Genomic DNA, 26,583 nt, shown 5'->3' with positions numbered 1-26,583 from the left:
ATGAGGGCGTGGTGAGACAACGCAAGGTGGGTCCCGAGGACGCGCGCTCCTGGCTGCTGGTCAACGGTGCCCGTACCGACCTGTTCGACCGGGCCTCGGAGTCGCGAGCCGACCAGATCGTGCTCGACATCGAGGACGCGGTGGACCCCGCGAACAAGGACGAGGCCCGCGCCGGCGTCGTCGAGTGGCTCTCGCGCGGGGACCGCTCGGCCTGGGTGCGGATCAACGACCGCTCGACGGAGTTCTGGGACGACGACGTCGCCAAGCTCGCCGGGGTGCCCGGCCTGCTCGGCGTCATGCTGGCCAAGACCGAGGCCGGGGAGCAGGTCACCGAGACCGTCGACCGGCTCGGTGGCTCGACCCCGGTCCTGGCGCTGGTCGAGTCGGCGCTCGGCATCGAGGAGGCGGTCTCCATCGCCCGGGCCCGCGGCGCCTTCCGGCTGGCCTTCGGCAGCGGCGACTACCGCCGCGACACCGGCACCAGCGCCGACGACCTGGCCATGGCCTACCCGCGCTCGCGGCTGGTCCTGGCCAGCCGGATCGGCGGGCTCCCGGGGCCCATCGACGGCCCCACGGTGAGCAGCAGCCACCCGGTGCTGCGCGAGCAGACCGCCGTCACCGTCTCCCTGGGCCTCACCGGCAAGCTGTGCCTGGACCCCGAGCAGACGCCGGTGATCAACGAGGTCATCAGCCCCACGCCGTCCGACGTCGCCTGGGCGCGGGACTTCCTCGCCGACTTCGAGGCCCGCGGCCGGGTGATCCGCGACGGCAGCGACAAGCCTCGGCTCGGCCGGGCCCGCAAGATCGAGCGGCTGGCGCAGACCTTCGGCGTCGAGCCCGCCTGACGCCGCGGGGAGCCGCCCGGCCCGGGCGGCTCCCCGCGGGTCACTCCAGCAGGCGGGAGACCCCGGCCAGCCGCGCGTCGCCGGCCATCGCGGCCAACCACGCCGACCAGCCGGGCCGGGCCCGCATCGACTCCAGCGCGGCCCGCGCCGCGTCCCGGTCGCCCCGCTGGGAGGCGGCCAGCGCGGCGTAGAGGTCGCGGGCACCCTCGGGGGCGAACAGCGCGAGGACCTCGTAGTCGCGCTCGTCGTAGGCGCGCTGCAGGTTGCGCAGCATCCGCAGCTGCGCAACCGGGTCGCCGGAGTCGTCGACCCGCAGGTCCATCCGCACGCCGTCGTCCTCGTCGGTGGCCGGCGTGCCGCTGACCACCAGCAGCGCGGCGGACTGCCGGCCGCGGACGTCGCCGCCGGCGTCCTGGCCGGCGGTCAGCGCGGCCAGCAACCGGTCGGGGAGGTCGCCGCGGGCGGCGGTGAAGGCCTGCACCATCGCCGGCAGCACCTCCGGCGAGGCGAGCATGTTGCCCTGCACGCTCAGCTGGTCGCCGAGCTGGTGACCGCTGACCGGGAACGAGCCGCGCCCGGTGTCGGCGGCCACCCGACCGGCGGCGTCGAGGACGGCGATCTGCCGGTCGACGTCCTCGGCGGCGTGCGCTGCCGCCCGGACCAGGTCGGCGGGGTCGGCACCGTCGGCGAGCCCGGCCAGCAGCGACTGGCCGAGCCCGCGCCGGCTGCGCGCCTGGACGGCGACCACCCCGACCCCCGGCCGGGCGTTGGGGACCGCCCGGCCGACGGCGAGGATGCACGAGGACACCGCGATCCCCAGGTCGCCCGTCGCCGGGTCCCGGGCCACGACCGAGAACGTCACGGCACCGCCTGGCCGGCGCTCGACCCCGGGACGGGACCCGCTCCGTCCCCGGGTGACCTCGCCGGCTCGGTCACACAGCAGCCGGGAGCGGCATCTCGCGGACGTCGTCGGCAACGGTGAGCGGCGCGCCGGTGGCGGCCTGGACCTCGTCCACGGTCACGCCGGGGGCGGTCTCGCGGAGGAGGAAGCCGTCGGAGGTGACGTCGACGACGGCGAGGTCGGTGACGACCCGGTCCACGCAGGCCTTGCCGGTGAGCGGCAGGGTGCACTCCTCGACCAGCTTCGGCGACCCGTCGCGGGCGACGTGCTCCATCATGATGATCACCTTGCGGGCGCCGTGGACGAGGTCCATCGCCCCGCCCATGCCGTTGACCATCTTGCCCGGGATCAGCCAGTTGGCCAGGTCCCCGCGCGGGTTGACCTGCATGGCGCCGAGCACCGCCACGTCGAGGTGCTGACCGCGGATCATGCCGAAGCTCAGCGACGAGTCGAAGAAGGAGGCGCCGGGCAGGATCGTCACGGTCTCCTTGCCGGCGTTGATCAGGTCCGGGTCCTCCTCGCCCTCGAAGGGGTAGGGGCCCACGCCGAGGATGCCGTTCTCCGAGTGCAGCACCACGTGCACGTCGTCGGGGACGAAGTTGGGCACCAGGGTCGGCATCCCGATGCCGAGGTTGACGTACTGGCCGTCCTCGAGCTCGAGGGCGACCCGGGCGGCGAGCTGGTCGCGGGTCAGGCTCATCGGGCGTCCCCTTCGGTGGCCTCGTCGCCGGCGGCGGCCGGTGCGGCGGAGCGGTCGGTGCGCGGGCGGGTGGTGCGGTTCTCGATCCCCTTGCCCTCCGGGCCGACGACGACCACCCGGTTGACGAAGACCCCGGGCAGGTGCACGTCCTCGGGCGTGATGTCGCCGGGCTCGACGAGTTCCTCGACCTCGGCGATGGTGATCCGCCCGGCCATGCCGGCGAGCGGGTTGAAGTTGCGCGCGGACTCGTGGAACACCAGGTTGCCGTGCCGGTCGCCGACCGCGGCGCGGACCAGCCCGAAGTCGGCGGTCAGCGCGGTCTCCAGCACGTACTGCCGGCCGTCGAACTCGCGGATCTCCTTGGGCCGGGAGGTCTCCACGACGTTGCCGTCGGCGTCGTAGTGCACCGGGATGCCGCCGTCGGCGACCATCGTGCCGACCCCGGTGGGGGTGTAGAAGGCCGGGATGCCGGTGCCCCCGGCGCGCAGCCGCTCGGCCAGCGTGCCCTGCGGGGTCAGCTCCACCGACAGCTGCCCGGACAGGTACAGCCGGGCCAGCTCCTTGTTGCCGCCCACGAAGGAGCTGATCGTCCGGGTGATCCGCCCGGCGTAGAGCAGCACGCCCAGCGCCTGGTCGTCGACGCCGCAGTTGTTGCTGATCGTCGTCAGCCCCGACGCCCCCTGCTCCAGCAGCGCGTCGATCAGCTTGATGGGCACCCCGCACAACCCGAAACCGCCGACGGCGAGCACCGCGCCGTCCCCGATGTCCGCGACCGCCTCAGCGGCGCTGCCGACCACCTTGTCCATGCCGAACACCGTCCGTCCGTCCGGGCGGCTGGGGAGCTGCGTCAGGCAGGACGGCCCAGCTCGCGGATGCCGTCGATCGTCCGGCCGAGCGTAGCGGTGACCTTCTCGGCGGAGGCGCGGCCGGGCAGCAGCGAGGGGTCGGGGGAGCGGACCAGCACGATCGAGGCACCGGCGGCCAGCGGGGCGAGCAGCCACGCGACCGGCCCCGCCTCGGCCGCGGTGCGGTCGTCGACCAGCACCCGGTCGCCCTCGGCCAGGCCCAGCCGCCCGGCCAGCTCGCGCGCGGTGTCGACCAGACCGCCGAGGGTCAGCTCCAGCCCCCCGAGCAGCAGACCGGGGGTGGCGGGGTCGGGCCCCTGCCAGGGGGTGAAGACGTCGCCGTGCCCGCGGACCTCGAGGGCGAAGTCGCGGGCCGGGCCGGCGTACCCGGTCATGCCCATCCCGAGCGGGTGCAGGGAGAGGCCGAGCAGCTCGGGCACCCCCTGCTCCTCGAGCGGCGGGAGCCGGTCCTGCGCGGCCAAGACGACGTCGGCGTCGTCGAGCCGGCCGTCGTCCTCGGCCGCGGTGTCCAGGACCGTCGCCCCGCAGCTCCACACCCCCAGCAGCACCGCCGCGGTCTGCCAGTGCACCGGCAGGGCGACGGCGACCGTACTGCCGGCGGTGACGTCGAACTCGTCCTGCAGCAGGTTGGCGGTCTTGGCCACCCAGTTCGCCAGCGTGGTCGCCGACAGCTCCACCCGACCGCCACCGAGGTCGTCGTAGGAGGTCAGCAGCGGTGCGGCCGGGGCGCGTCGCAGCGTCGCGGCGAGCAGGTCGGCAGGCGTGCTGGGGTCGGTGTGGCTCACGGGGCAAGGGTGGCAGGGCCGCCCAGGAAGCGCCCTCGCCGGTCCGATTGCCGTTACAGTTTGCGTCGGGAGGTCGCGCACGCGCCCCCGTGGCAGTCGAGGGTCGTGGCCGGTGACGGCGTCACCGGCCGGGGCCTGGTGAGGCTCTCCGCAGACGAGCCGCGCATCCCGTCGACTGGCGTCCGTCGGTCCTGGGAGGCCCGGACGGCGGACGGCTCAGAACGTGGGTGTCGTCGCTCACCTGGGGTCCGGTGGGACCGCGGGCGCGCGGCGGCGGCCCATCTAGGGAGAGGTCGCAGGACGTGCTGGACACGCCGCTCGCCGAGCACAACGACGCCCCGACGGCGGAGCGCCCTGCCGAGGTCCCCGTTCGGCGACGTCGCGAGGGAGTGCGACGGGTGCTCGCGGCCCTCGCCGGTTACCTCGTCCTGCAGGGGCTGGTGCTGGCCGCCCTGGGCCGGGTCGCACCCCGGTTCTTCTACTACGACGACTCGCTGGCCCAGTTCCTGCCGATGATGTGGTGGCTCGGGCGCAACGCCGAGGGCGGCGTGCCCCCGCTGATGGACCCCGAGCAGGGCATGGCAGGGAACTTCCTCGTCGACATGCAGTACGGAGCCCTGGACCCGCTGCACTGGCTCCTGCAGGGTCTGGCGGCGAGGACCGACGACCTGCTGCTCGTCTCCTTCGTCTACGGGGCGGTCTCCGTCACCCTGCTGGGACTCGGCTCACTGACCGTGCTCATGAGCCACCGCGTCCCCGTGGTGCTCGCGGTGGCCGGGGCGGTCGGGACGGCGTCCAGCGGCTTCTTCCTCTGGTACGGCAGTTCCTGGTGGCCGCTGCTGTGGAGCGTGGCCTGGCTGCCCTGGTTCTGGTTCGGGCTGACCGGCCGGGGCAGCCTCGGCATCCTGGCCGTGGGCGTCGCCAGCTGGGCGCTGCTGACCTCCGGCAACCCCTATGTCCTGTTCTTCGTGGTCGTCCTCGTGGTCGGGCACCTGGTCGAGCGCCGCCTGCGAGCAGGGACCTGGCGCGACGTCGTCGACGGTGCCCTGGTGCTTCGACTGGTCTCGGCGGTCGGGGGCTGCGTGGTCGCCGTGCCCACGCTGCTCGCCACGGTCGAGCTCTCCGGCGTCATGGGCCGTCCCGAGGGCGACGCGCTCATCGGCAACGTCGGTTTCGCCGTGGCCAACCTCGCCGACGTCGTCCTCGGTGGCCCCACGCTCATGGGTCAGACCAACTTCTGGAGCGGCAACATCGGGCTGGTCCCCGCCATGGCGACGATGCTGCTCGCCCTCCCGGCGGTCGCCCTCGTCGACTGGCGCCGCGCACTCCGGGTGCCGGGCGTGGTGCCGGCGGGGCTGGTCTACCTCAGCGCCGTCGTCGCGACCCAGCTGCCGACCGTCGTCGCGGTGTTCCGCTACCCGCTGCGCTACGTCGTCGTCGCCGAGGTCTTCCTGCCCGCGCTGGTGCTGATCGCGCTCTCCGCGGCCCCCCGCCTGACGAGGGGCCGCGTGCAGGTGGCGCTGGGCATCGTGCTCGCCCAGTTCGTGCTGGCGCTCTTCCGGGCGCCGGTCTTCTACAAGTGGCACGTGCTGGCCGCGGTGCTCACGGCCGCCGGCCTCGCGGTGCTCCTCGTCCACCTGCGGGCTCGCGGGTCCTCCCGGGCCCACCGGCTCTCCGGTGTGGCCGTCGCGCTCGCCGTGACCCTTGGTCCGGTGGTGAGCCTGCACATGATGGCCGCGGTCCAGGAGCGCGTCGACGCCGTGGAGGGCACCGCCAGCGGTGGGCAACCCTTCCGCGCCCTGACCAACGCCTACTGGGTCGGCACGTCGACCGACGACTACGAGGCCCGGTCGGTCGCGACCGACGCGGCAGCCACGGTCGTCACCTTCGCCGTCGACCCCGACTGGGGCTGGTCGTCGGGGGTCCTGGTCGGGAACGCCAACCTGCCGGCCGGCTTCCGGCCGGGGTTCGGGGCGCTCGCCGTCTGGCACGAGGACCTCAACGAGCGTTGGTGCCGCACCTACCAGGGCGCCACCTGCTCCGAGCCGGCCCAGCTGCTCGCTCCTGCGGGGGACACCGACGTGCCGTGGATCGACCTGTTGTCCTCCGACGTCGTCCTGCTGTCGGACAACGCGCCGGAGGAGATCCGGGAGCACTTCGACCAGACCTGGCGTGAGGTCGGCGCGGAGGACCCGTGGACCGAGTACCGCCGGGACGACGACCTGCCGGGCCGGGTCACCGCGGTCGACGGGGTCACCGTCTCGCCGGAGGAGTGGAGCTCCGGGCTCGCCCGCGTGGACCGGCCGATGGACGCCTACACCGTCTCCACCGGCGAGGAGGCCAGCTCCCTGACCACCCGCATCCCGTACTACCCGGGGATGACCGCCACCGTCGACGGCCGGCCGCTGCCCGTCAGCAGCGTCGAGGGAGCCGTGCTCGCCGTCGAGCTGCCGGCGGGGCTCGAGGAGGCCCGGCTGGAGCTGTCCTACGCGCCGGCGAGCGCCCGGGCGGTCGTGCCTGCGACCGTCGCCGGGACGGCGGTCATGGTCCTGGCCGCGGTGGGCGGTCTGGTCCTGCGCCGGCGGGCGGGCCGGTGAGCGGCCGCACCCGGCGCCTGGTCCGCCAGGTCCTCAGCTTCGTGCTCGGCTCGGGGCTGGGCCTCACCGCCGACCTCCTCGTGTTCGCCCTGGGGGTCCGGTTGGGCGCGGCACCGTGGCTCGCCAACGTGGTCAGCGCCGGCTGCGCGGTCGTGGTGGTCTACTTCTTCGTCACCAAGCACACCTTCGCGGCGGAGCGCTCGCGCACCGGCTTCCTGCTCTTCGTGGGCTGGTACGTGGTGTCGATCGCGCTCTTCTCGGGGTTCATCGAGGTGCTCCACGCGCAGACGGGGTGGGCTCCCTTCGTCTGTAAGTTGGTGTCGTTGCCCCCGTCCTTCGCGGCCAACTTCGTGGCGAGCCGGTTGCTGCTGCACCGGCGAGGCGCGTCCGGGCCGGCCAGGGACCGGGACCCGGCGCCCGCCCACGACACGGCGGGGGCCTGACATGCAGGAGCAGAGTGTGCCGGCGGCCGGTGGACGCGGCGTCACCGAGGTGGGGGAGCGGTACGACATGGCACGACCGGGCGGGTCGGTGCAGGCCCTGCTCTTCGACCTCGATGGCACCCTGGTCGACACCAGGGAGGCCAACTACCTCGCCTACCGCAACGCCTTCGCCGAGTCGGGGCACGAGTTGACGCCGCAGCAGTTCGCGTCCACCTGGGGCCGGGACTCCCGTGACTTCATCCCGGACCTGCTGCCGGGCATCGACCCCGCCGGCGTGGACGTGATCCGGACCGCGAAGAGCCGCCTCTACGCCGACGAGCTGCACCGGACCGCGGCCAACGACGCCCTGATCGCGTTCCTCCGGTTGGTGGCGCCCACGCACCGCACCGCGCTGGTGAGCACCGCGAAGTCCGGGAACGGGGACCAGATCCTCGAGGCCCACGGGCTCACCGCGCTGTTCGACGTCGTCGTGTGGGGTGACCAGGTGACCCACAGCAAGCCGGACCCCGAGGGCTACCTGCGCGCGCTCGAGCTGCTGGGCGCCGACGCCGCGTCGAGCCTGGCGTTCGAGGACTCCGAGACGGGTCGGCAGGCGGCCCTCGCCGCGGGCCTCCTGGTCCTCGAGGTGCCGCACTTCTGATGGTCGTCCGGTACTCGCGCGGCCGCCTCGCGCTCATCGTCGTCGCGCTGGTCTCCCTGGCCGGCTTCACGCTCTTCACGTGGCCGTCCCTGACGGAGCTGTGGTCCCGGCTGTCCGCCGGGCTGTCCGCCTGGGGCTGGGCACTGCTGGCGGTGGCGGGCCTGGTCCAGCTCACCGGCCACGTGCTCCGTGCCGCACGCACCAAGGTCCCGATCGACAACGTGCGGCGCGGCAGCCTGGCCGGCCAGTTCCGGCACCTGTCCATCGGCTACCTGTTCAACCTGGTGTGGCCGCTGCGCGTCGGTGAGGTGGTCCGCGCCTACCTCGTGGCCAAGACGCTGCGGATCAGCTTCCTCTACACGCTGCTGGCCGTGGTCCTGGAGCGGCTGATCGACGTCGTCCTGGTCTCGGTGTCCTTCCTCGTCTGCGTCGCCGTCCTCGGCGGGCCGATCTCCGGGGTCGTGCCGGTCGCCGCGGTCGTGGCACTGGTCGTCTCCGTGGTGCTCATCGCGTCGTTCGCCGCCCTCGTGCGGGAGAACGCCGTGCTCATGCGCCTGGCGTGGCGCATGACGGCGTGGCTGAACAACGACCTCGAGAACCGCGCCCGCTTCAAGCTGTGGTCGGTCATCTTCGGGTTCCAGCGCTTCTTCCGGCAGCGCCGCCAGCTGCTCCGCTACGGCGTGCTGACCCTGGTCTCGTGGACCTGCTACGTCGTGGCCGCAGGGCTGACGGCGGCGCTGGTGTTCCCCGCTCTGACCGGCCGTGAGGCGGTCATCGCCACGGCGGCCCCGATCGGTGTGGTGAGCCCGAGCATCGGCAACGGCGCTCCGGGGACGTACGTGGACAACGTGCGGGCGTTCGTCGACAGCAGCACCGGCCTGGGCGGGCCGACCGTGGTGCTCTTCGCCGCCGCCTCCTGGGTGGTGGCGAACATCCCGGTGCTCCTCGTCGCCCTGGTGGCGATATTCGTCAACTGGGCCCGGCGGACGAGTGACCCGCTGGCCGGCGCGGAGCTGTCCCCCGCGGACCGCTACGTCAACAAGCTCGGTCGCGACCAGGACATCTCCGGGTCGATGACCCACTTCCTGGACGCCTACTTCCAGCGCCAGCACCTCAGCCAGGTCATGCACCGCCTGGAGGTCAACGGCAACGTCAGCCTGGTCCGCTTCTTCAAGGGCGGCTCGAACGCGGTGACGCTGTTGGCGACCAACGGGTCGGGGGAGCTGTTCGTCAAGAAGATGGTGCCGCCGGAGTACGCGCACCGGCTCAAGAACCAGCACGACTGGCTGGCCGAGCGCGCCGACCACCGGCAACTGGTCACCGTGCTGCGCGAGCAGCACGCCGAGGACCACTACGCCATAGACATCGAGTACCGGCCGAGCAGCGTGCCGCTGTTCGAGTACGTGCACGAGAACCCGTTCGCCGAGGGCGCGGCCAAGCTGGCCGAGGTCTGGGACTACATGTACTCGCGGGTCTACCAGGTCGGCCGGCTCGAGCAGCACCCCGAGCTGCGCGACGACTACGTCACCGAGCGGTTCGTGCTGAGGGTGCGCGCGGCGGCCGAGTCGCACCCGGCGCTGGCCGAGGCGCTCAAGAGCGACCGGATCGTGGTCAACGGCGTCGAGCTGGACAACTTCGACCGGGTGCTCCACCGGATCCAGTCCACCGAGGCCGCCTGGGCGGACCTGGCGACATTCCGGCCCTCGACGCACATCCACGGCGACCTGACCGTCGACAACATCCTGATCGACCTGCCGACCCGTGACGTCCTCGTCATCGACCCGTCGGACGACAACCAGGTGCGCGGGCCGGTCATCGACTTCGCCCGGCACCTGCAGTCCCTGGCCTACGGCTATGAGTTCCTCAACGAGGACGAGGACCCCGTCCTCCTCGGTGCCCGCGACGGCGTCCCGGAGATCACCTACCGCGACGCGCGCTCGGCCCGGTACGCGGAGCTGGCCGACTTCGTGACCACGCAGGTCATGCCGCGCCGGCTCTCCCCGGCCGAGCAGCGGTCGGTGCTCTTCCACGTGGGCCTCTTCTACGGCCGCATGCTCACCCACCGGGTGGTCATCAACCCCGGCACGGTGCTCAAGTACTACGGCGTCTGCATCCAGGCGCTGAACCGCTTCGTGGAGCAGTACGACCTGCCCGTGGACGCGGACGACGACGAGGTCCTCGGCGGGCAGCCGAGGGACGAGGAGGTCCTCACCAGGTGAAGCCGGTCCCGCAGCGAGTGGTCATCGCCATCCCGGCGTACAACTGCGCCCCCCAGATCACGCGGGTGCTCGACGAGATCACCGACGAGGTGGCCGCCCGGGTCGAGCGGATCTGGGTGCTCGACAACCGCAGCACCGACGACACCCTCGAGCGGGCGCTGGAGTACAAGCGCTCGGGCCGGCTGCCCAACCTGCAGGTGTTCCGCAACCGGCAGAACAACAGCCTCGGCGGCACGCACAAGGTCGCCTTCGAGCACGCCCGCGCCGCCGGGTACACGCACGTGGTGATCCTGCACGGGGACAACCAGGCCAAGAGCGACGAGGTCGGCCTGCTGCTCGACCACGCCGAGGCCCACCCGGAGACGCAGACGGTCCTGGGCTCGCGGTTCAGCCGGCGATCCCGGCTGCACGGCTACGACGCCAAGCGGGTGTGGGGCAACCGGGTGCTCAACGGCATCTACAGCGCGGTCACGCTGCGCCGGCTGCAGGACCTCGGGTCCGGGTTGAACCTGTTCGCGCTGCGCGACCTGGACCCGGCGGCGTACATGCGCTTCGCGAACCACCTGACGTTCAACTTCGAGCTCCTGCTCCACCTGGTGCGGCGGGGCGTGCGCTTCGCCTACGTGCCGATCACCTGGCGCGAGGAGGACCAGGTGTCGAACGCGCGGAACTGGAACATCTTCCGGACGGCGCTGCGCAACCTCGCGCTCTGGCGGCTGGGCCGGCAGACGTCCGAGCCGGCGCCCGACCGGGACTACGAGTGGGACGAGGTGCAGTGATGACCACCCTGCAGGTGCTCATGCCGATGGGCGGTCTCGGGACGCGCTTCCGCAAGGTCGGCATCACCACGCCCAAGCCGCTCATCGAGGTCGACGGTGCCCCGATGTTCCAGCGGGCGCTGCGCTCGTTCGCCCCGTGGACGGGGGACAAGCGGGTGGTCGTCGTCGTCCGCGCGGACGACGACGCCGAGCACGGGCTGGCCCGGCAGGTGGTTGAGGCCGAGCCGGCCGCGGACATCGTGCTCCTCGACCACGACACGCGGGGGGCGGTGGAGACCTGCCTGGAGGCCCGCGACCGGCTCGACACAGACCAGCCCCTGGTGATCATGGACTGCGACATCGCGTTCGACAGCCCCGAGTACTTCCGGGTGCTGGCCGAGGCGGCGGAGCGGCAGGACCTCGACGGTCTGCTGATGTCCTTCCGGTCGACCGAACCCCGCTACAGCTTCGCCGAGGTGGGGCCCGACGGCCTCGTGGTCCGGACGGCGGAGAAGCAGCCGATCTCCTCCGACGCGCTCATGGGCGTGTACTCCTTCACCAGCGCCCGGGTCTTCCTGGAGGCCGCCGACCGTCTCATGGCCAAGCAGATCGACGCGGCCATGCCGGAGTACTACGTCTCCCTGGTCTTCAACGAACTCATCGCCTCCGGGCGCCGGGTGGGGCTGGTCCGCGGCGACTTCTACTGCTTCGGGACGCCGGAGGAGCTGGCCGCCTACCAGGCGACCGGCCGGCCCGTCTGAGGGCGACCGTGGCGGACCGGCGGGAGAGGGCCCGCGGGCGGGGGGCGGGGCGACGATCGCTCGTCCTCGTCCTCGTGCTCGGCCTGGCGACAGCGCTCCTCGCGGCCTGCGGTACGGGCCACGCCGGCAGGCCCCCGTCGGCCACGGCCAGCTCGGCCTCGCAGGCCACCTTGCTGCCGCCCTCCGGCGACGTCCGCCTGGCGGCCTTCGGCGACTCGATCACGCAGGCGGACGGCGACGTGCCGGCGGGGGAGCTGGGGCCGGGCTCGTGGCTGTCCACCGCCGTCACCGACGGGGTCGTGTTCGCCGGCGGCTGGGCCCGGGGCGGCGCTACCACGGCAGACATGCTGGCTGCGGCCGGACCGGTCGACGCCGACGTCGTGGTGGTGCTCGCCGGGACCAACGACCCGGGTGCAGACATCACGGCCGCAGAGACCGCCGCGAACATCCGGGCACTGGTCGACCTGGTCGGGGTCGAGCAGGTGGTGCTCTCCGCGGTTCCGCCTCGCGACGAGGCGCCCGAGATCGCCGTCGCCACCAACGAGGCGCTGGCCGGCCTCGCCAGCGAGTCCGGGTGGCACTTCGCCGACCCGATGGCCGGCGTCCGCGACGGCGACCGGTTCGCACCGGGGATGTCCACCGACGGACTGCACCCTTCCGAGGAGGGCGCCGCGGTCATCGGTGCGGCACTGAGGACCGCGGTGCTCGAGGCGGCCGGTCGCTGACGCCGACCGCGGGTCGGCCCTGCACCACGGGGGGCCACATCGCCGTCGTCGCGTGATGCCGACGGGACTCGTGTGAAACCGGTGACAGTGGGTTTCTGTCACATCACGATTTGGCGCGCAGCGCCGTCTCCGGTTGTTTAACTAGGGGCGATGACCGCCTCAGCCCCGACCCGTGAGGTCGCGACCTCGCCGGTGACTGCCTCGTCCAGCCGGTCAGCTCGACAGCCGGGTGCGACCCACGCGACCCAGCGGAGCGACATCCAGGGGCTGCGCGCCGTCGCCGTCCTGCTGGTCGTGGCCTACCACCTGCGTCCCGACCGGTTGACCGGCGGCTTCATCGGGGTCGACGTCTTCTTCGTGATCTCCGGTTTCCTCATCGTGGGGACGCTGGCCCGTGAGGCCGAGAGCACCGGCAGCGTCCGGTTGCGCGCCTTCTATGCGCGCCGGATCCGACGGCTGATCCCGGCTGCCACGGTCGTGCTGGTCGCCACCATGGCGGCGACCGTGCTCGTGCTCCCGGTGAGCCGCTGGCGAGCGGTGAGTCAGGACGTCCTCGCCGCGGCCCTCCAGGTGCAGAACTGGGCGTTGGCCCTCGGGTCCGGGAGCTACGACGACGCCACAGCGGCCGTCTCACCGCTCCAGCACTACTGGTCGCTGGCAGTGGAGGAGCAGTTCTACCTCGTCACCCCGTTCCTGCTCCTGGCCGCGCTGTGGGTGGCCAGGCGACGGGGCGCAACGCGGATGCCCGCGATGATCGGCGCGCTCGCCGTCGTCACCGTCCTGAGCTTCGCGCACTCGGTGCTGTTCTCGCGCGGCGGCTCCGACGTGGCCTACTTCGCGACGACCACCCGGGTGTGGGAGCTGGGCCTCGGCGGTCTGCTCGCGATGCTGCTGTTGTCCGGGCGGCTGGGCGCCGCGCCGGCCCGCGGACTGCTCGGCTGGATCGGTCTCGCGGCCATCGGCGCGTCGGCGCTGTCCCTGACCGGCAGTGCGGACTTCCCCGGCTGGGTGGCCGCCGTCCCCGTCCTCGGGACCTGCCTGGTGCTCTGGAGTGGCGCCGCCGGCGATCCGGCCCAGGAGCACGCCCCGTCCGACCCGTGGTGGAGCGCGGCGGGCTTCCTGTCCCGCCGTCCGCTGACCTACGTCGGGGACATCTCGTACTCCCTCTACCTGTGGCACTGGCCGGCCGTCGTCTTCTTCCTGTACCTGGTCGAGCGGCAGCCGACGAAGCGTGACCTCCTCGTCCTCCTCCCGCTGATGCTGGTCGTGGCCGCCGTCTCCAAGGCCCAGGTCGAGGATCGCTTCCGGAGGGCCCGGCCGGCTCCGGCGGGTCGCGGCCGACACGGGGCGCTCGCGTTCCCGGAGTCCAGGGCCTTCGCCCTGGGGGCGACGCTCCTCGTCGTCTCGCTCGTGGTCAGCGCCGGTCCGTGGGCGTACGTGAAGGTGCGGGAGGCCGGGCTCAGCGCGGTCGGTCTCGACGCCGACCACCCCGGCGGCGCGGCGCCGCTGCCCGAGGAGCTCCCGCCGGCAGAGCCGGGCATCGCCGTCCTGCCCGATCCGCTGGTCGCCATGGACGACCGGTCGCTGACGATGACCGATCCCTGCGACAAGTACGTCCCCGGGACCGCTGCAGGTGCCTGCGCGTTCGGTGACGTGTCGGCCGCCCAGTCGGTCGTCCTCGTCGGTGACTCCCACGCCAGCCACTTCAGCACCGCCCTGGCCGACGTCTCCGAGCAGACGGGGTGGCGACTGGAGGCCCGGGTCCGGGCCGGCTGCCCGTTCAACGCCGTGCCCGCGGTCTCGCCCAACCACACGTACACCGAGTGCGTCGACGCCAACCGGGCCATCGTCGACGAGATCCTGCAGCTCCGCCCCGAGGTCGTGGTGAGCTCGGCGATGGTGCCCGAGGGCTACGACGACGTCCTCGAGTTCCGCTGGCCCTCCCGGGATGCGCTCATCGAGGGCTACCGTGAGCTCTGGCGCCCCATCCTCGAGGCCGGCATCCGGGTCGTCGTGGTCCGTGACGTGCCCTTCCCCCGCTACACCGGGCCCGAGTGCGTCGAGGAGAACGGTCCGGCGTCCGCGGAGTGCGCCCTCACCCGCGCTGAGGCGGAGGAGTACGCCGACCCCCAGGTGGAGGCCGCCGAGGGGATGTCGGGGGTCAGCGTGGTCGACCTGACCGACCACTTCTGCAACTCCGACACCTGCCCGGCCGTCGTGGGGAACGTCCTCGTGTACAGGGACAACCACGTCACCGACACCTTCGCGCGCAGCCTGGCGCCCGCCCTGGGGCGCGGCATCGGGCTGCTCTGACGTCGGTTCCGGCACGGGCCCGGTGGTCGGACCCCTTCCCGGCCACGCCCGTCAGCCTGCCCCTCCCCGTGTGCGTCCGAACGGAGTACCGATGAGTTCGTCCCCACCGATCGCCGTCCTCGCACCGGAGGCGGACGGCGGCGGACGTGTGACCACGGCGGGCGCCGCACCGACCGGCTCCCCGGTCGCGCCTCCCGCGCCCGAGGCCGGTGGTCGCGCACGTGCCGGCCTGTGGGCGCTGCCGCTCTACCTGGTCCTGCAGCTGGTCCTGCTCGCCGGGCTGCGCGCGTTCGTGCCCAGGTTCTTCTGGGTCGACGACGCCCAGATCCAGTTCACGCCGATGCACTGGTGGCTCGGTCAGCGCCTCGCCGACGGCTCGGTCCCGCTCCTCGACCCGGACCAGGGCATGGCCGGCAACCTGACCGCGGACATGCAGAACGGCGTGCTGGACGTCATCCGGTGGCCCTTCCTGCTCTGGGCGGGCGGGCAGCAGGACCTGCTCCTCGTCGCCACCGTCCACGGCTGGCTGTCCGTGCTCGTCCTCGGGTCGGCGTCCGTCGCGCTCCTGCTCAACCACGGTGTGCGCCCTGCCCTCGCCGTCGCCGGTGCACTGGGCGTCTCGACCAGCGGCTTCTTCCTGTGGTGGGGGAGCGCGTGGTCGCCGTCGATGTGGAGCCTCGCGGCCCTGGTTTGGCTGTGGGCCGCCCTGAGCTCGCCGCGCTGGTACGGCGTGGTGGGCGTCGCGCTCGCCTCGGCCGCGGTGGTGTGTGCGGGGAACCCCTACATCCTCCCGCTCGTCGCGGTCCTGCTCGCCGGTCAGGTCCTCGAACGCTGGCAGGCATCGGGACGGGGACTGTTCGCCGAACGACGGACGTGGGCGACGCTCCTGGCCCTGCTGGCCGGAGCGGCCCTCAGCGTCCCCACGGTCGTCAACGCCCTCGACGTGGCCCAGTGGATGTGGCGTCCGGAGGCGACGGAGACCCTGGCGTCGAGGGGTGATGCCACGAACGTCCTGGACGTCGTCCTCGGTGGCACGACCCTGATGTACGAGTTCAACGTCCCGCTCCTCAGCACCCTGGTCATCGCCCTGCCCCTGCTGGCGCTCGTGGACTGGCCCCGGGCGGTGCGCCGGCCCGGTGTGGTCACCGCCCTCGCCCTGTGCGTGGCCTCGGTGCTGTGGACCCAGCTGCCGTTCTACTTCCTCAGCTTCCGGGGCCCGTTCCGTCTCCTGAGCGGTGTCCAGGTCGGCTTCGGCCTCCTCGCCGTCCTGGCCGTCACCGCCGCCATGCGACTGTCGCGGCGCCGGCTCGCCGTCGCCGCGGGGCTGCTCGTGCTGCAGATCGTCGTCGCGTCGATGCGGGCGCCCGTGCTCTGGCGGTGGCACGTCCTCGGCCTGGTCCTCGCCGTCACGGCGTTCGTCGGCGCTGTCGTCCTCGTGCGGTCGTCGGCGCACCGTCCGCCGCTGTCCTGGCGCTGGGTCCGGCCGGCGGCCGCCGCGACGACCATCCTCCTGTGCGCGTCCCCGTTCGTCGTCCAGCTCGCCATGCAAGCGTCGGTGCAGGAGAGGCACGAGGCCCTCGACCTCGGTGCGGACGAACCCGGCGTGCCCGTGTACCGGCCGAACACCAACGGCTACAGCGTCGGCACGACCGTGGACGAGTTCCGCGAGAACGCCTACGTCACCGACACGTCGCTCACTGCGTACGCCTTCGGTGCCTTCGCCGATCCCGATGACCGTGGATGGCAGCGCGGCGTCCTGGGCGGGAACCTGAACCTGCTCGCCGGCCTGCGACCGGGGTACGGGTCCCTGGCGGTGTGGCCGGCGGGTGCCCAGCAGCACCTGCAGGCGGACTGGCAGAGCAGCCTGGTCAGCGACCAGTCCGGCCTGCTCGTCGTCCCCGAGGGCTCGGACGTCCCCTGGGTCGACCTCCTGTCGTCGGACCGGGTCCTGCTCGGTGTGGAGGGATCCGTGCCGCAGCCGATCGCCGACCACTTCGCCCAGGGGTGGACGGCGGTGTCGAGCCGGGACGGCTGGACGGAGTACGTGCGGCCCCAGCCGCTGCCGGGCCGGGTGAGCATGGTGACCGGGGACGACGTCACCGTGGAGGACGCCGCTGCCAACGACGGCGTCGCGACCCTGGGTGCCCCGCTCGAGCGGTACACGGTGTCCACCGGCGACGACGGCGGCCGCTTGGTCTTCCGGACGCCGTACTGGAACGGCTTCCACGCCACCGTCGACGGTCGCCCCGTGGAGGTCTCCGCGTACGGGGACGCCCTGCTGCAGGTGCAGCTGCCGGCCGGCGTCTCGGACGGCACGCTGGAGGTCTCCTTCGAGCCGCTCGGCGCCCGCCTGCTGCCCGGGTGCGCCGGACTGGGCGCGCTGCTCCTCGCCGCCTCCGTCGTGCCGGCCGTGCGGTCCCGCCGGGAGCGGGACACCACCGCGCGGCACTGAGACCGCCGCGAGCCGTCCGCCAGTGTCCGGACGGCGATGCTCGCGCCGGACCGCGGGAGCCTAGGCTCGGGCCGCATGAGGACGGGCGCAGTGGCGCTGGACCGCGCCGAGACAGCCGTGCTGGTCGCCACCCGGCGGTCGCTGGGCGGGACGCCGGCGGTGCCGGCTGCCCGGGCGCTGTCACTGTTCGGCGAGCACGCCGCCGGCTGGCTGCTGCTGGGGGCGGGCGGCTGGCTCACCGGGCGCCACCGACGTGAGTGGGCGACCGCGGGGGCCGGGGTCCTGCTGGCGCACGGCGCCGCGGTGGCGGTCAAGCGGGTCGTCCGGCGGGTCCGCCCGGTGGTCCACCTGGTCCCGGCGCTCGCAGCCACGCCGAGCACGCTGTCGTTCCCGAGCGCGCACGCGACGTCCACCGCCGCGGCGGCCTACGGGTACGGCCCGCTGATCGGCCGGTCGCCCATGGCAGCGGCACTGGCCGCGATGGCCGTGTCTCGGGTGCTGCTGGGCGTCCACTGGCCCTCCGACGTGCTGGTCGGCGTGGTGCTGGGCGCCGGTGTCGCCGCCGGGGTGCGGCGGGCCGCCGGGGGAGCGGCTCGATGACGACCCGGGACGCCGCACCGCGGTACGGGGAGTGGGAACACCAGGTGCCCGGCGCCTCGCCGTCACCACCGTCCGATCCCGGCACCCCGCCGCGGCCCTCCGGTCTGCGCGGGTCCTGGCCCTGGGGGCTGGCCCGCGCGGTGCGCCCGCGGCAGTGGGTGAAGAACGTGCTGGTGCTCGCCGCGCCGCTGACCTCAGGACGGCTCCTCGACCCCGAGGTCCTGTTCGCCACCTCGGTCGCGTTCGGGCTGTTCTGCCTCATCTCGGGCGCCGTCTACCTGCTCAACGACGTCGTCGACTTCGAGGAGGACCGCCGGCACCCGCGCAAACGCCTCCGGCCGATCGCGGCGGGCATCGTCCCGCGCCCGCTGGCGCTGGTCGTCGCCGTCGTCCTCGTCGTCGCCGCCGTCGTCGTCGCGGCGCTCACCACCCGGCCGGAGCTGGGCTGGGTGCTCGGCGTGTACGTCGTCCTCCAGCTGGGCTACTGCCTCTGGCTCAAGCAGCAACCGGTCATCGACCTGGCGATCGTCGCGTCCGGCTTCCTCCTGCGGGCCGTCGCCGGCGGTGTGGCGGCCGGCATCCCGTTGTCCCAGTGGTTCCTGCTGGTGGCCGCCTTCGGGTCGCTGTTCATGGTGGCCGGGAAGCGCTACTCCGAGCTGGTGGTCCTCGGCGACCAGGCCGCAACCCGGAGGACGCTGCGCGAGTACTCCGCCAGCTACCTCCGCTTCGTGTGGAGCATGTCGGCCGGGGTCACGGTGACCGTCTACGGCCTCTGGGCCTTCGAGATGGGCGAGTCCCAGGAGGGCGTGCCGTGGTCGACGATCTCCATCGCCCCCTTCGTGCTCGGGCTGCTGCGGCACGCGGTGGACCTCGACCGCGGCGCGGTCGGAGCGCCCGAGGAGGTCGTCCTCCGGGACCGGGTCCTGCTCGTGATCGGCTGCGTGTGGCTCCTCACCATGGGTCTGGGGGTGTCCCGTGGCTGACCGGTCGCGGTCCGGGCAGGTGGCCCTCACCGGCTGGGGCCGCACCGCGCCGACCCCGGCGACGGTGACGACGGCCGCCTCGGCCGACGAGGTCCGTGCGCTGCTGGGGGAGGCCGGCCCGCGGGGGCTGCTGGCCCGCGGCCTGGCCCGGAGCTACGGGGACGCCGCACAGAACGCCGGCGGCCACGTCCTGGACACGACGGCGCTGGACGGGGTCCTCGACGTCGACCTGGGTGCCGCGGTGGTCGAGGTCGAAGCGGGCGTCTCGCTCGACCGGCTGATGACCCTCCTGGTTCCCCTCGGCCTGTTCGTCCCGGTCACCGCCGGCACCCGGTACGTCACCGTGGGCGGGGCCATCGCTGCCGACATCCACGGCAAGGACCACCACCGGACGGGCAGCTTCTCGCGCCACGTGGAGTGGCTGGACCTGCTCACCGCCGACGGCGAGGTGCGGCGGATCGGCCCCGACCGGGACCCCGAGCTGTTCTGGGCCACCGCGGGCGGCATGGGGCTGACCGGTGTCGTCCTGCGTGCCGCGGTGCGGATGCGACGGATCGAGACCGCGCAGCTGCTGGTGGATACCGACCGGACGCCTGACCTCGACGCTCTCCTGGAGCTGCTGACCGCGACCGACCACCTCTACGACTACTCGGTGGCCTGGATCGACTGCGTGGCCCGCGGCGCTCGCCTGGGCCGCTCGGTGCTGACGCGCGGCCGGTTCGCGCACCGGGACGAGCTGCCGGCACGGCACCGCGCCGACCCGCTGCGGTACTCCGGCTCGGTGCGGTTGACCGCGCCCGACCTCTTCCCCTCCGGGCTGCTCAACCCGGTCACCGTCGCAGCGTTCAACGAGGTCTGGTACCGCAAGGCGCCCGCCCGCCGGCGCGCCCAGCTCCAGTCGATCCCGACGTTCTTCCACCCGCTCGACGGCGTCGGCTCGTGGAACCGCGTCTACGGTCGACGCGGGTTCGTGCAGTACCAGTTCGTCGTCCCCCTGGGGCAGGAGGAGACGCTGCGGTGCGTGGTCGAGCGGATCGCGACCTCCGGGACGGCGTCCTTCCTCGCCGTCCTCAAGCGCTTCGGCGCGGGGGACCCGGGGTACCTGTCCTTCCCGCAGGAGGGGTGGACCCTGGCGCTGGACATCCCGGTGGTCGCGGGGCTGGCCGAGCTGCTCGACGGCTTGGACGAGCTGGTCGTCGCGGCCGGAGGCCGGATCTACCTGGCCAAGGACGCCCGCGTGCGGCCGGATCTGCTCCCCCGGATGTACCCCCGGCTGGACCGCTTCCGAGCGGTGCGCGCCCGTGTCGACCCCGGAGGGGTCTTCACCTCCGACCTGGCCAGGAGGCTGTGCCTGTGATCGATGCCCTCGGCTCCGTCGGGACGCTGCTGCTCGTCGGGGGCACGTCCGACATCGCGGTCGCGACGGCCCACCGCTACCTGCGGGAGCGGCCGCTGCGGATCGTGCTGGCCGCCCGTGACACCCCCCGGCGCGACGCGGTGGCCGAGGAGCTGCGTGCCGGCGGCGGGACCGTCGAGGTGGTCGACTTCGACGCCGACGACCCGGCCTCCCCGCAGCGCATGGTGGAGCGGGCCTTCGCCGGCGGCGACGTCGACGTCGCGGTCGTGGCCTTCGGCCAGCTCGGCGACGAGCAGCGGCTGCGCACCGACGCGACCGCGGTGGCCGGTCTCGCGCAGGTCAACTACGTCGCTCCCGTGGTCGTCGGCACGCTGCTGGCCGAGCGGATGCGCGGGCAGGGGCACGGCGTGATCGTGGCCCTGTCGTCGGTGGCGGGGGAGCGGCCCCGGGCGTCGAACTTCGTCTACGGCTCCACCAAGGCCGGGATGGACGCCTTCTACTCCGGCCTGGCCGACTCGCTCGTCGGCAGCGGAGCGTCGGTGGTCGTCGTCCGGCCCGGGTTCGTCCACTCGAAGATGACCGCGGGGCGGCCGGCGGCGCCGTTGTCGATCACACCGGAGGCCGTCGCAGCGGCGATCGTCGACGCCGTGCGCCGGGGGCGGCACACCGTCTGGGTACCGGGCGTGATGCGGGCGGTGATGAGCGCGCTGCGGCACGTGCCCCGGCCGCTGTTCCGCCGGCTGCCGCTCTGAGGCCGGTCGCCGTCCGCCGGCTGCACGCGCGGACGGCGACCGCCCGTGGCCGTCAGTAGATGCAGGTCGTGTCGGCCGCGGTGCGCGCGTCCTCGGCCTGCACGGGCTCGCTGGGCGCGGGCGGGGTCACGGCCTGGCCGACCCCGTTGAAGTCCGACCCGAGGACCAGCTCCACGGTGCCGGAGGTGGCGTCCTCGCCGGCCTCCACGACCGCGCCGGGCAGGGTGGCGGCCAGCGTGGCGGCCAGCGCCTCGTCGCCCGCGGCGTGCCGGACGACGGTCCGGGTGTAGTCGGTGGAGTCGGCGTTGCCGGTCGAGCCGACGGCGAAGCCGGCGGTCCGCAGGGCCCCGGCGGCCTCGGCGGCGAGTCCCGGTGTCCCGGAGCCGTTGTAGACGTCCACCGTCACCACCAAGGGGGCGACCGTCGCCGGCGCGGCGGGCGTTGCGGCCGCGGGGGTCTCCGGCTCGGCGGAGAGCTCGGCGAACCAGTCGTGCAGGGCGTCCTCGTCCTCCAGCCGGAGGATGTAGCGGCCTTCCTCGTCCTCGTCGTCCCCGACGAAGGGGACCGTCTGGAACTCGATGCTGCCGGCGGTCACCGACTGCATCTGCTCGGCCAGCTGGAACAGGTCGAGGCTCTGGTCGATGGTGAGCGACTGGGAGGCGGCCTCGACCAGCTCGCGCTGCTTGCCGAGGTCCAGCAGCACGTCGTCGGAGAGCATCTTGCGCAGCACACCGGCGATGAACACCTGCTGGCGGACGATCCGGTCGAAGTCGCTCCGCGGCAGGCCGTGACGCTGACGGACGAACTTCAACGCGTCGCCGCCGCTGATCGTCTGCTTCCCGGCGGGGAAGACCGCGCCCGACCAGCGCGAGTCGTCGACGGCCTCGCAGAGGTTGATCTCGACGCCGCCGACGACGGAGCTGAGGTTGAAGAAGCCGAGCAGGTCGACCTCGGCGTAGTGGTCGATCCGCAGTCCGGTGAGTCCGCTGACGGTCTGCACCAGCAGACGAGCACCGCTGGCCTGGCGCTCCTCGGGGGAGGAGCTCGTCGGGCCGTCGGCGTAGCCGTAGGCGTAGGCGGCGTTGAGCTTGTCCCAGCCGTAGCCGGGGATCTGCACGTAGGAGTCGCGCGGGAAGGAGACGAACGAGGCGCGGGAGCCGTCGGCCGGGACGTGCACCAGGATCATCGTGTCGGTGTTGACGCCGGAGTCCGCGCCGGCGTTGAGCTCGGCCAGCTGCTCCTCGGTGAGGTCCGCCCGGCTGTCGTTGCCGACGAGCAGCAGGTTCACCGCCGCCGCCCCGCCCCCGTCGTTACCCGAGTCGGGGATGGCGTCGGTGCGGTTGACGGTGGCCTCGGCGACCTGACCGAGGTACCAACCCCAGCCGGACCCGGCGAGCAGGACGACGGAGAGCACCCCGGCGACCACGCGCGCCGCGGTCGCGGCGCGGCCGGTGCGCCGGCGCGGCTCCGGTCCGTCGGGCTCGGACCCGTCGCCGACCTGGTGCCGGGAGCGGGCACGCCCCGAAGCGGAGCGGCCGGCCCGCGGGTCCAGGCGCGCCGGGAGCTGCCGGTCGCCACCCGCTGCGGGGGGGCCGGGGTTCTTCGGGCTCACGTGCGAGGTCCTTCCTCGTGCTGGTCCGCGCGGTCACGACGCCGACCCGTCGTGACCGGGGCCGGCCGGGGTCGGCCGCCGTCGCGGCGTGCGTCGACCCTGGGCTGCGGCCGATGCTAGGTGCGGGACGGGGACCACAGCCCCCACGGCGGGGGCGCACGGGACAGCTGGGACGAACGGGACGGGCCTGCCGCCCGGGACCACAGGTGCCGGTCCGCCGGGACGCGGGCGTCGCCGTGCCGGCCTGGCGACCTGCGGGGACGACGGACGGTCTACGAGCGCCGTCCCGGCGCCCGCGACACGCCTGGCTGGGCGAGAGGGTGTCCCGGCCGCCACCGGACGGGGAGGATCGGGGCATGCGCGTGCTCGTCACCGGGGGAGCGGGCTTCATCGGCTCCCACTACGTCCGGACCATGCTGACCGGCGGGTACCCCGGGTTCGAGGACGCGGAGGTGACCGTCCTCGACAAGCTCACCTACGCCGGCAACCTGGCCAACCTGGCGCCGGTGGCGGACTCGCCGCGGTACCGCTTCGTGCGCGGTGACATCTGCAGCGCCGCCGATCTCGACGCCGCGCTGCCCGGCTCCGACGTCGTCGTGAACTTCGCCGCCGAGTCGCACGTCGACCGCTCGATCACCGGGGCGTCGGAGTTCGTCCTCACCAACGTGCTCGGCGCCCAGCAGGTCTTCGAGGCCTGCCTGCGGCACGGCGTCCGCCGGGTCGTGCACGTCTCCACCGACGAGGTCTACGGCTCGATCGACGAGGGCTCCTGGACCGAGGACCACCTCCTCGAGCCCAACTCGCCGTACTCCGCGGCCAAGGCCGGCGGCGACCTGATCGCCCGCGCCTACGCGAAGACCTACGGGCTGGACATCTCGATCACCCGGTGCAGCAACAACTACGGGCCGTACCACTTCCCCGAGAAGGTCATCCCGCTGTTCGTCACCAACCTGCTCGACGGGCACAAGGTGCCGCTGTACGGCGAGGGCGCCAACGTGCGCGACTGGCTGTTCGTCGACGACCACTGCCGTGGCATCCAGCTGGTGCTGGAGCAGGGGCGGCCGGGCGAGTTCTACAACATCGGCGGCGGCCGCGAGCTGTCCAACCGGGAGCTGACCGAGAAGCTGCTGGAGGCCACCGGCCGCGACTGGGACCACGTCGAGAAGATCGTCGACCCGCGTGGTGGCGGGCACGACCTGCGCTACTCGGTCGACTACTCCAAGACGGCCGCGCTCGGCTACGCGCCGCGGACGACCTTCGAGGACGGGCTCGCCCTCACCGTCCAGTGGTACCGGGACAACCGGGCCTGGTGGGAGCCGCTCAAGGCCGCGGCGGCCACCGCCCGGGCATGAGCGGGGCCGACCTCCCGGACGCCACCCCGACCGCCTGGCTGGTCACCGGCGCGCGCGGCCAGCTGGGCGGCGACCTGGTCGCCGTCCTGGCCGGCCGGCCCGGCGACCCGGTCACGGCGCTCGGCCGGGCCGAGCTGGACCTGACCGACGAACGGCAGGTGCGTCAGGTCGTCCGCGGCTGGCTGGCCGGCGTCCGCGGTTCCCGTCCCGTCGTCCTCAACGCCGCCGCCTACACCGCCGTGGACGCCGCGGAGACCGACGAGGACACCGCGCTGCTGATCAACGGCCGCGCCCCCGGCTGGCTGGCCGAGGAGCTCGCGGGGCACGGGCGGCTGGTGCACGTCTCCACCGACTACGTCTTCGACGGGGAGGCCACCGAGCCCTACCCGGTCGACGCCCCCGTCGCGCCGCGCTCGGCCTACGGCCGGACCAAGGCGGCGGGAGAGCGCGCGGTCGCGGCCGCCGGGGGCGACGCCACCGTCGTCCGCACCGCGTGGGTGTACGGCGCGCACGGCACCAACTTCGTGCGCACCATGTCCGGCCGCGCCCTCGACGGCTCCCCGGTCTCGGTGGTCGACGACCAGGTCGGCTCGCCGACGTGGGCAGCCGACCTGGCCGCCGGCCTGGTCGCTCTCGGCGCCCGGCCGGGACCGGTGCCCCCGGTGCTGCACCGCACCGACGCCGGCGCGGTCAGCTGGTACGGCCTGGCCCGCGCCGTCTACGAGGAGGTCGGCGCCGACCCGGCCCTGGTGGCACCGACGACGACCGCGGCGTTCCCGCGCCCCGCACCGCGCCCGGCGTGGTCGGTGCTGGACGGCAGCGCGTGGCTGGCCGCCGGCCTGCCGGCCCCGCGCCACTGGCGGACGGCGCTGCACCTGGCCCTGCAGGGGTGGCCGCCCCGCTGACCGCGGCCCGTGGGACTGGAGTGGTCAGCGGGGTGGGACGGACCGGTTCCCCGGAGGTGGTCGGCCGCGTCGGCTCAACACCGGCAGTGGTCGGGCCGATGCTCTTCGCGGACAGATGCGCCCGCGTGCCGGGCGCCGCCACCACGCTCCACCGGAGGACCAGCCTGTGCGTCGCCGCCTGCTCGCCGGAACCACCGCCTTCGTCGCTCTCACCGGAACGCTCCTCGTGCTGCCCGTCTCCGCCGAGCCGACCCCCGAGGCGGTGCCCGTCGAGACGTCGGTGGAGGAGGTCGCGATGGGGTCGCTCAGCGATCCCGCGCCCGAGGCGCAGGTGCAGGAGGGCACCACCGACCCGGTCGCCGGCGTGCCCGACGCGGTCCCCACGCTGTCGGTGAGCGCAACGGACGTCGCCCAGTTCTCGCTGGTGGGCGTCACGTGGGCGTACGACCCGGCGGTCACCGACACCGTTGTGCAGGTGCGCGTGCGCGACCTCGCCGGGACCTGGGGGGCGTGGACCGAGGTCGGTGCGGAGGCCGCCGAGCAGGAAGCCGGGATGGACACGGGCACCCCCGTCCGGGGCGGGACGGCGCCGCTGTGGACCGGCCCGGCGACCGCGGTGGAGGCCGAGCTGGTGACCCGATCGGGGGCGCAGCCCGCCGACGTCCAGCTCGACCTGGTCGACCCGGGGGAGAGCGCGGCTGACGACTCCCTCGGCACGCCCGACATCACCGAGACCGCCGACGCGGCCACTGCGATGCCGCCGGTGTTCTCGCGGACGCAGTGGGGCGCCGACGAGCGGATCATGGGGTGGAGGCCCCAGTACGCGAGCACCATCAAGGCCGCGACGCTGCACCACACCGCCGGTTCGAACAGCTACACCGCCGGCGACGTCCCGGCGATCCTGCGCTCCACGTACACGTACCACGCGCAGAGCCTGGGCTGGGGCGACATCGGCTACAACGTCCTCGTCGACAAGTTCGGCCGGCTCTGGGAGGGCCGCGCCGGTGGTCTGGCCAGCACGGTGATCGGCGCCCACGCAGGCGGCTTCAACACCGGCACCTTCGGGGTGTCGATGATGGGCAACTACGACGCCGTCGACACCCCGCAGCCGATGGTCGACGCGGTGGCCGCGATCATCGCCTGGAAGTTCTCGCTCTTCAACGTCGCCCCCAACGGCACGACGACGCTCACCTCGGGCGGCACGGACAAGTACCCGGCGGGAACCGCTGTCCGGCTGCCGACGATCTTCGGGCACCGCGACACCAAGAGCACGGCCTGCCCGGGCAGGTACGGCTACGCCCGGCTCCCGGAGATCCGTGGCAAGGTCGCGGCGGGCCTCTCGTCGGCCGCCCCGCTGATCCAGCGGCGTTACGACTCCGATGCCGGCGTCCGGAGCGTGCTGGGCGCCGTGACGACCCCGCCGACCAGCACGCCCGACGGCGTCGGCGCCTACGCGCACTACGCCAACGGGTCGATGTACGCCACGGCGGCCACCGGTGCCCAGGTCGTCCGCGGCCCCGTCCGGGACCGGTGGGCGGCCGCCGGGTGGGAACGGTCGGGGCTGGGCTACCCGGTGGGCGACACGCACTGCGGTCTGGCCCGGGGCGGCTGCTACCAGCACTTCCAGGGCGGGTCGATCTACTGGACCCAGGCGACGGGGGCGCGGATCGTGTCCGGCCCGCTGCGCGACCGGTGGGCCGCGGCGGGCTGGGAGGGGTCGGGGCTGGGCTATCCGGTCACCGACGTGCAGCCGCTCGGCGGGGGCGGGGTGTTCGCGCACTTCGAGGGCGGGTCGGTCTACTGGTCGGCCGCGACGGGGGCGCGGATCGTCTACGGCGTCGTGCGCGACCGGTGGGCCGCGGCGGGCTGGGAGACCGGCGCGCTGGGCTACCCGACCACCGACGTGCAGTCCCTGCCCAGCGGCGGGCTGTACGCGCACTTCCAGCGGGGCTCGATCTACTGGACGGCCGGAACCGGCGCCCGCGTCGTGCTGACGCCGCTCCGCGACCGGTGGGCG

The 26,583-nt window shown here is 73.6% G+C and carries 22 protein-coding genes; 17 read left to right on the top strand and 5 right to left on the bottom strand.

The genetic code is table 11. From position 1 onward, the window contains the following. Positions 1-11 precede the first annotated feature (11 nt). Positions 12-845: an HpcH/HpaI aldolase/citrate lyase family protein gene (locus BMW27_RS17665; protein WP_245743684.1), complete on the top strand. Its 834-nt coding sequence runs from the start codon at positions 12-14 to the stop codon at positions 843-845. Between the two features lie 40 nt (positions 846-885). On the opposite strand, the gene BMW27_RS17660 is transcribed toward BMW27_RS17665, so the two are convergent. The 4 genes from BMW27_RS17660 to BMW27_RS17645 all read right to left on the bottom strand — a co-directional run bounded on the left by BMW27_RS17660 (position 886) and on the right by BMW27_RS17645 (position 4,097). Next, positions 886-1,707: a DUF1028 domain-containing protein gene (locus BMW27_RS17660; RefSeq protein WP_091446440.1), complete on the bottom strand. Its 822-nt coding sequence runs from the start codon at positions 1,705-1,707 to the stop codon at positions 886-888. Between the two features lie 70 nt (positions 1,708-1,777). Beyond that, a complete protein-coding gene (locus BMW27_RS17655; protein ID WP_091446439.1) occupies positions 1,778-2,446 on the bottom strand; it encodes a CoA transferase subunit B in 669 nt (222 codons plus the stop codon). Next, positions 2,443-3,252 carry a CoA transferase subunit A gene (locus tag BMW27_RS17650; RefSeq protein WP_091447057.1) on the bottom strand — a complete coding sequence of 270 codons (810 nt, stop codon included), beginning with the start codon at positions 3,250-3,252 and terminating at the stop codon, positions 2,443-2,445. Before BMW27_RS17650 ends, BMW27_RS17655 begins: the two co-directional genes overlap by 4 nt. 41 nt (positions 3,253-3,293) lie before the next feature. Beyond that, positions 3,294-4,097 (bottom strand): TIGR03089 family protein, encoded by an 804-nt coding sequence (locus BMW27_RS17645; protein WP_091446437.1) that lies wholly within the window; start codon positions 4,095-4,097, stop codon positions 3,294-3,296. Positions 4,098-4,399: 302 nt separating this feature from the next. Between BMW27_RS17645 and BMW27_RS23035 the strand changes: the two genes are divergently transcribed. The 13 genes from BMW27_RS23035 (at position 4,400) to dprE2 (ending at position 20,697) form a co-directional block, all read left to right on the top strand. Beyond that, positions 4,400-6,694 (top strand): YfhO family protein, encoded by a 2,295-nt coding sequence (locus tag BMW27_RS23035; RefSeq protein ID WP_139206933.1) that lies wholly within the window; start codon positions 4,400-4,402, stop codon positions 6,692-6,694. Then, positions 6,691-7,137: a GtrA family protein gene (locus tag BMW27_RS23030; RefSeq protein WP_139206932.1), complete on the top strand. Its 447-nt coding sequence runs from the start codon at positions 6,691-6,693 to the stop codon at positions 7,135-7,137. Before BMW27_RS23035 ends, BMW27_RS23030 begins: the two co-directional genes overlap by 4 nt. A 1-nt stretch (position 7,138) precedes the next feature. Beyond that, a complete protein-coding gene (locus tag BMW27_RS17635) occupies positions 7,139-7,777 on the top strand; it encodes an HAD family hydrolase (RefSeq protein WP_091446435.1) in 639 nt (212 codons plus the stop codon). Beyond that, positions 7,777-9,996: a lysylphosphatidylglycerol synthase domain-containing protein gene (locus BMW27_RS17630; RefSeq protein ID WP_091446433.1), complete on the top strand. Its 2,220-nt coding sequence runs from the start codon at positions 7,777-7,779 to the stop codon at positions 9,994-9,996. Before BMW27_RS17635 ends, BMW27_RS17630 begins: the two co-directional genes overlap by 1 nt. Then, positions 9,993-10,775 (top strand): glycosyltransferase family 2 protein, encoded by a 783-nt coding sequence (locus tag BMW27_RS17625; protein ID WP_175486554.1) that lies wholly within the window; start codon positions 9,993-9,995, stop codon positions 10,773-10,775. The genes BMW27_RS17630 and BMW27_RS17625 overlap by 4 nt, the downstream gene beginning before the upstream one ends. Further along, positions 10,775-11,515, top strand: coding sequence for a glycosyltransferase family 2 protein (locus BMW27_RS17620; RefSeq protein ID WP_139206931.1), 741 nt, complete (start codon positions 10,775-10,777; stop codon positions 11,513-11,515). Before BMW27_RS17625 ends, BMW27_RS17620 begins: the two co-directional genes overlap by 1 nt. A 170-nt stretch (positions 11,516-11,685) precedes the next feature. Further along, on the top strand, positions 11,686-12,240 hold the full coding sequence (locus tag BMW27_RS17615; protein ID WP_175486553.1) for an SGNH/GDSL hydrolase family protein: 555 nt from the start codon (positions 11,686-11,688) through the stop codon (positions 12,238-12,240). Between the two features lie 150 nt (positions 12,241-12,390). After that, a complete protein-coding gene (locus BMW27_RS17610; RefSeq protein ID WP_091446425.1) occupies positions 12,391-14,553 on the top strand; it encodes an acyltransferase family protein in 2,163 nt (720 codons plus the stop codon). 91 nt (positions 14,554-14,644) lie between these two features. After that, a complete protein-coding gene (locus tag BMW27_RS17605) occupies positions 14,645-17,005 on the top strand; it encodes a DUF2339 domain-containing protein (protein ID WP_139206930.1) in 2,361 nt (786 codons plus the stop codon). Between the two features lie 75 nt (positions 17,006-17,080). Continuing rightward, positions 17,081-17,605, top strand: coding sequence for a phosphatase PAP2 family protein (locus BMW27_RS17600; protein WP_091446421.1), 525 nt, complete (start codon positions 17,081-17,083; stop codon positions 17,603-17,605). Continuing rightward, the gene (locus BMW27_RS17595; protein WP_091446418.1) at positions 17,602-18,588 is read left to right on the top strand and encodes a decaprenyl-phosphate phosphoribosyltransferase; all 987 of its coding nucleotides are present in this window, start codon (positions 17,602-17,604) and stop codon (positions 18,586-18,588) included. Before BMW27_RS17600 ends, BMW27_RS17595 begins: the two co-directional genes overlap by 4 nt. Next, positions 18,581-19,945 (top strand): decaprenylphosphoryl-beta-D-ribose oxidase, encoded by a 1,365-nt coding sequence (dprE1, locus tag BMW27_RS17590; RefSeq protein WP_091446415.1) that lies wholly within the window; start codon positions 18,581-18,583, stop codon positions 19,943-19,945. The genes BMW27_RS17595 and dprE1 overlap by 8 nt, the downstream gene beginning before the upstream one ends. Then, complete coding sequence (dprE2, locus tag BMW27_RS17585; protein ID WP_091446414.1) at positions 19,942-20,697, top strand: decaprenylphospho-beta-D-erythro-pentofuranosid-2-ulose 2-reductase; 756 nt, start codon at positions 19,942-19,944, stop codon at positions 20,695-20,697. The genes dprE1 and dprE2 overlap by 4 nt, the downstream gene beginning before the upstream one ends. Positions 20,698-20,749: 52 nt before the next feature. Here the strand turns inward: dprE2 and BMW27_RS17580 are convergent, their stop codons facing one another. Then, entirely contained in the window at positions 20,750-22,309 is a 1,560-nt protein-coding gene (locus BMW27_RS17580; RefSeq protein WP_091446412.1) for an LCP family protein, read from the bottom strand. A gap of 356 nt (positions 22,310-22,665) precedes the next feature. Here BMW27_RS17580 and rfbB point away from each other — a divergent pair, with 356 nt between their 5' ends. From rfbB to BMW27_RS17565, 3 genes are all read left to right on the top strand, one after another. Further along, positions 22,666-23,661 (top strand): dTDP-glucose 4,6-dehydratase, encoded by a 996-nt coding sequence (gene rfbB, locus BMW27_RS17575; RefSeq protein ID WP_091446410.1) that lies wholly within the window; start codon positions 22,666-22,668, stop codon positions 23,659-23,661. After that, positions 23,658-24,566: a dTDP-4-dehydrorhamnose reductase gene (gene rfbD, locus BMW27_RS17570; RefSeq protein WP_091447050.1), complete on the top strand. Its 909-nt coding sequence runs from the start codon at positions 23,658-23,660 to the stop codon at positions 24,564-24,566. The genes rfbB and rfbD overlap by 4 nt, the downstream gene beginning before the upstream one ends. A 166-nt stretch (positions 24,567-24,732) precedes the next feature. Next, positions 24,733-26,583, top strand: a 1,851-nt coding sequence (locus BMW27_RS17565; RefSeq protein ID WP_245743682.1) for an N-acetylmuramoyl-L-alanine amidase, incomplete at its 3' end; no start/stop codon positions are given.

The sequence above is a fragment of the Geodermatophilus poikilotrophus genome, from assembly GCF_900111455.1.
Lineage (GTDB): Bacteria > Actinomycetota > Actinomycetes > Mycobacteriales > Geodermatophilaceae > Geodermatophilus > Geodermatophilus poikilotrophus.
The sequence above is the reverse complement of the archived record's forward strand: the minus strand, read 5'-3'. Positions and strand labels throughout refer to the sequence as shown.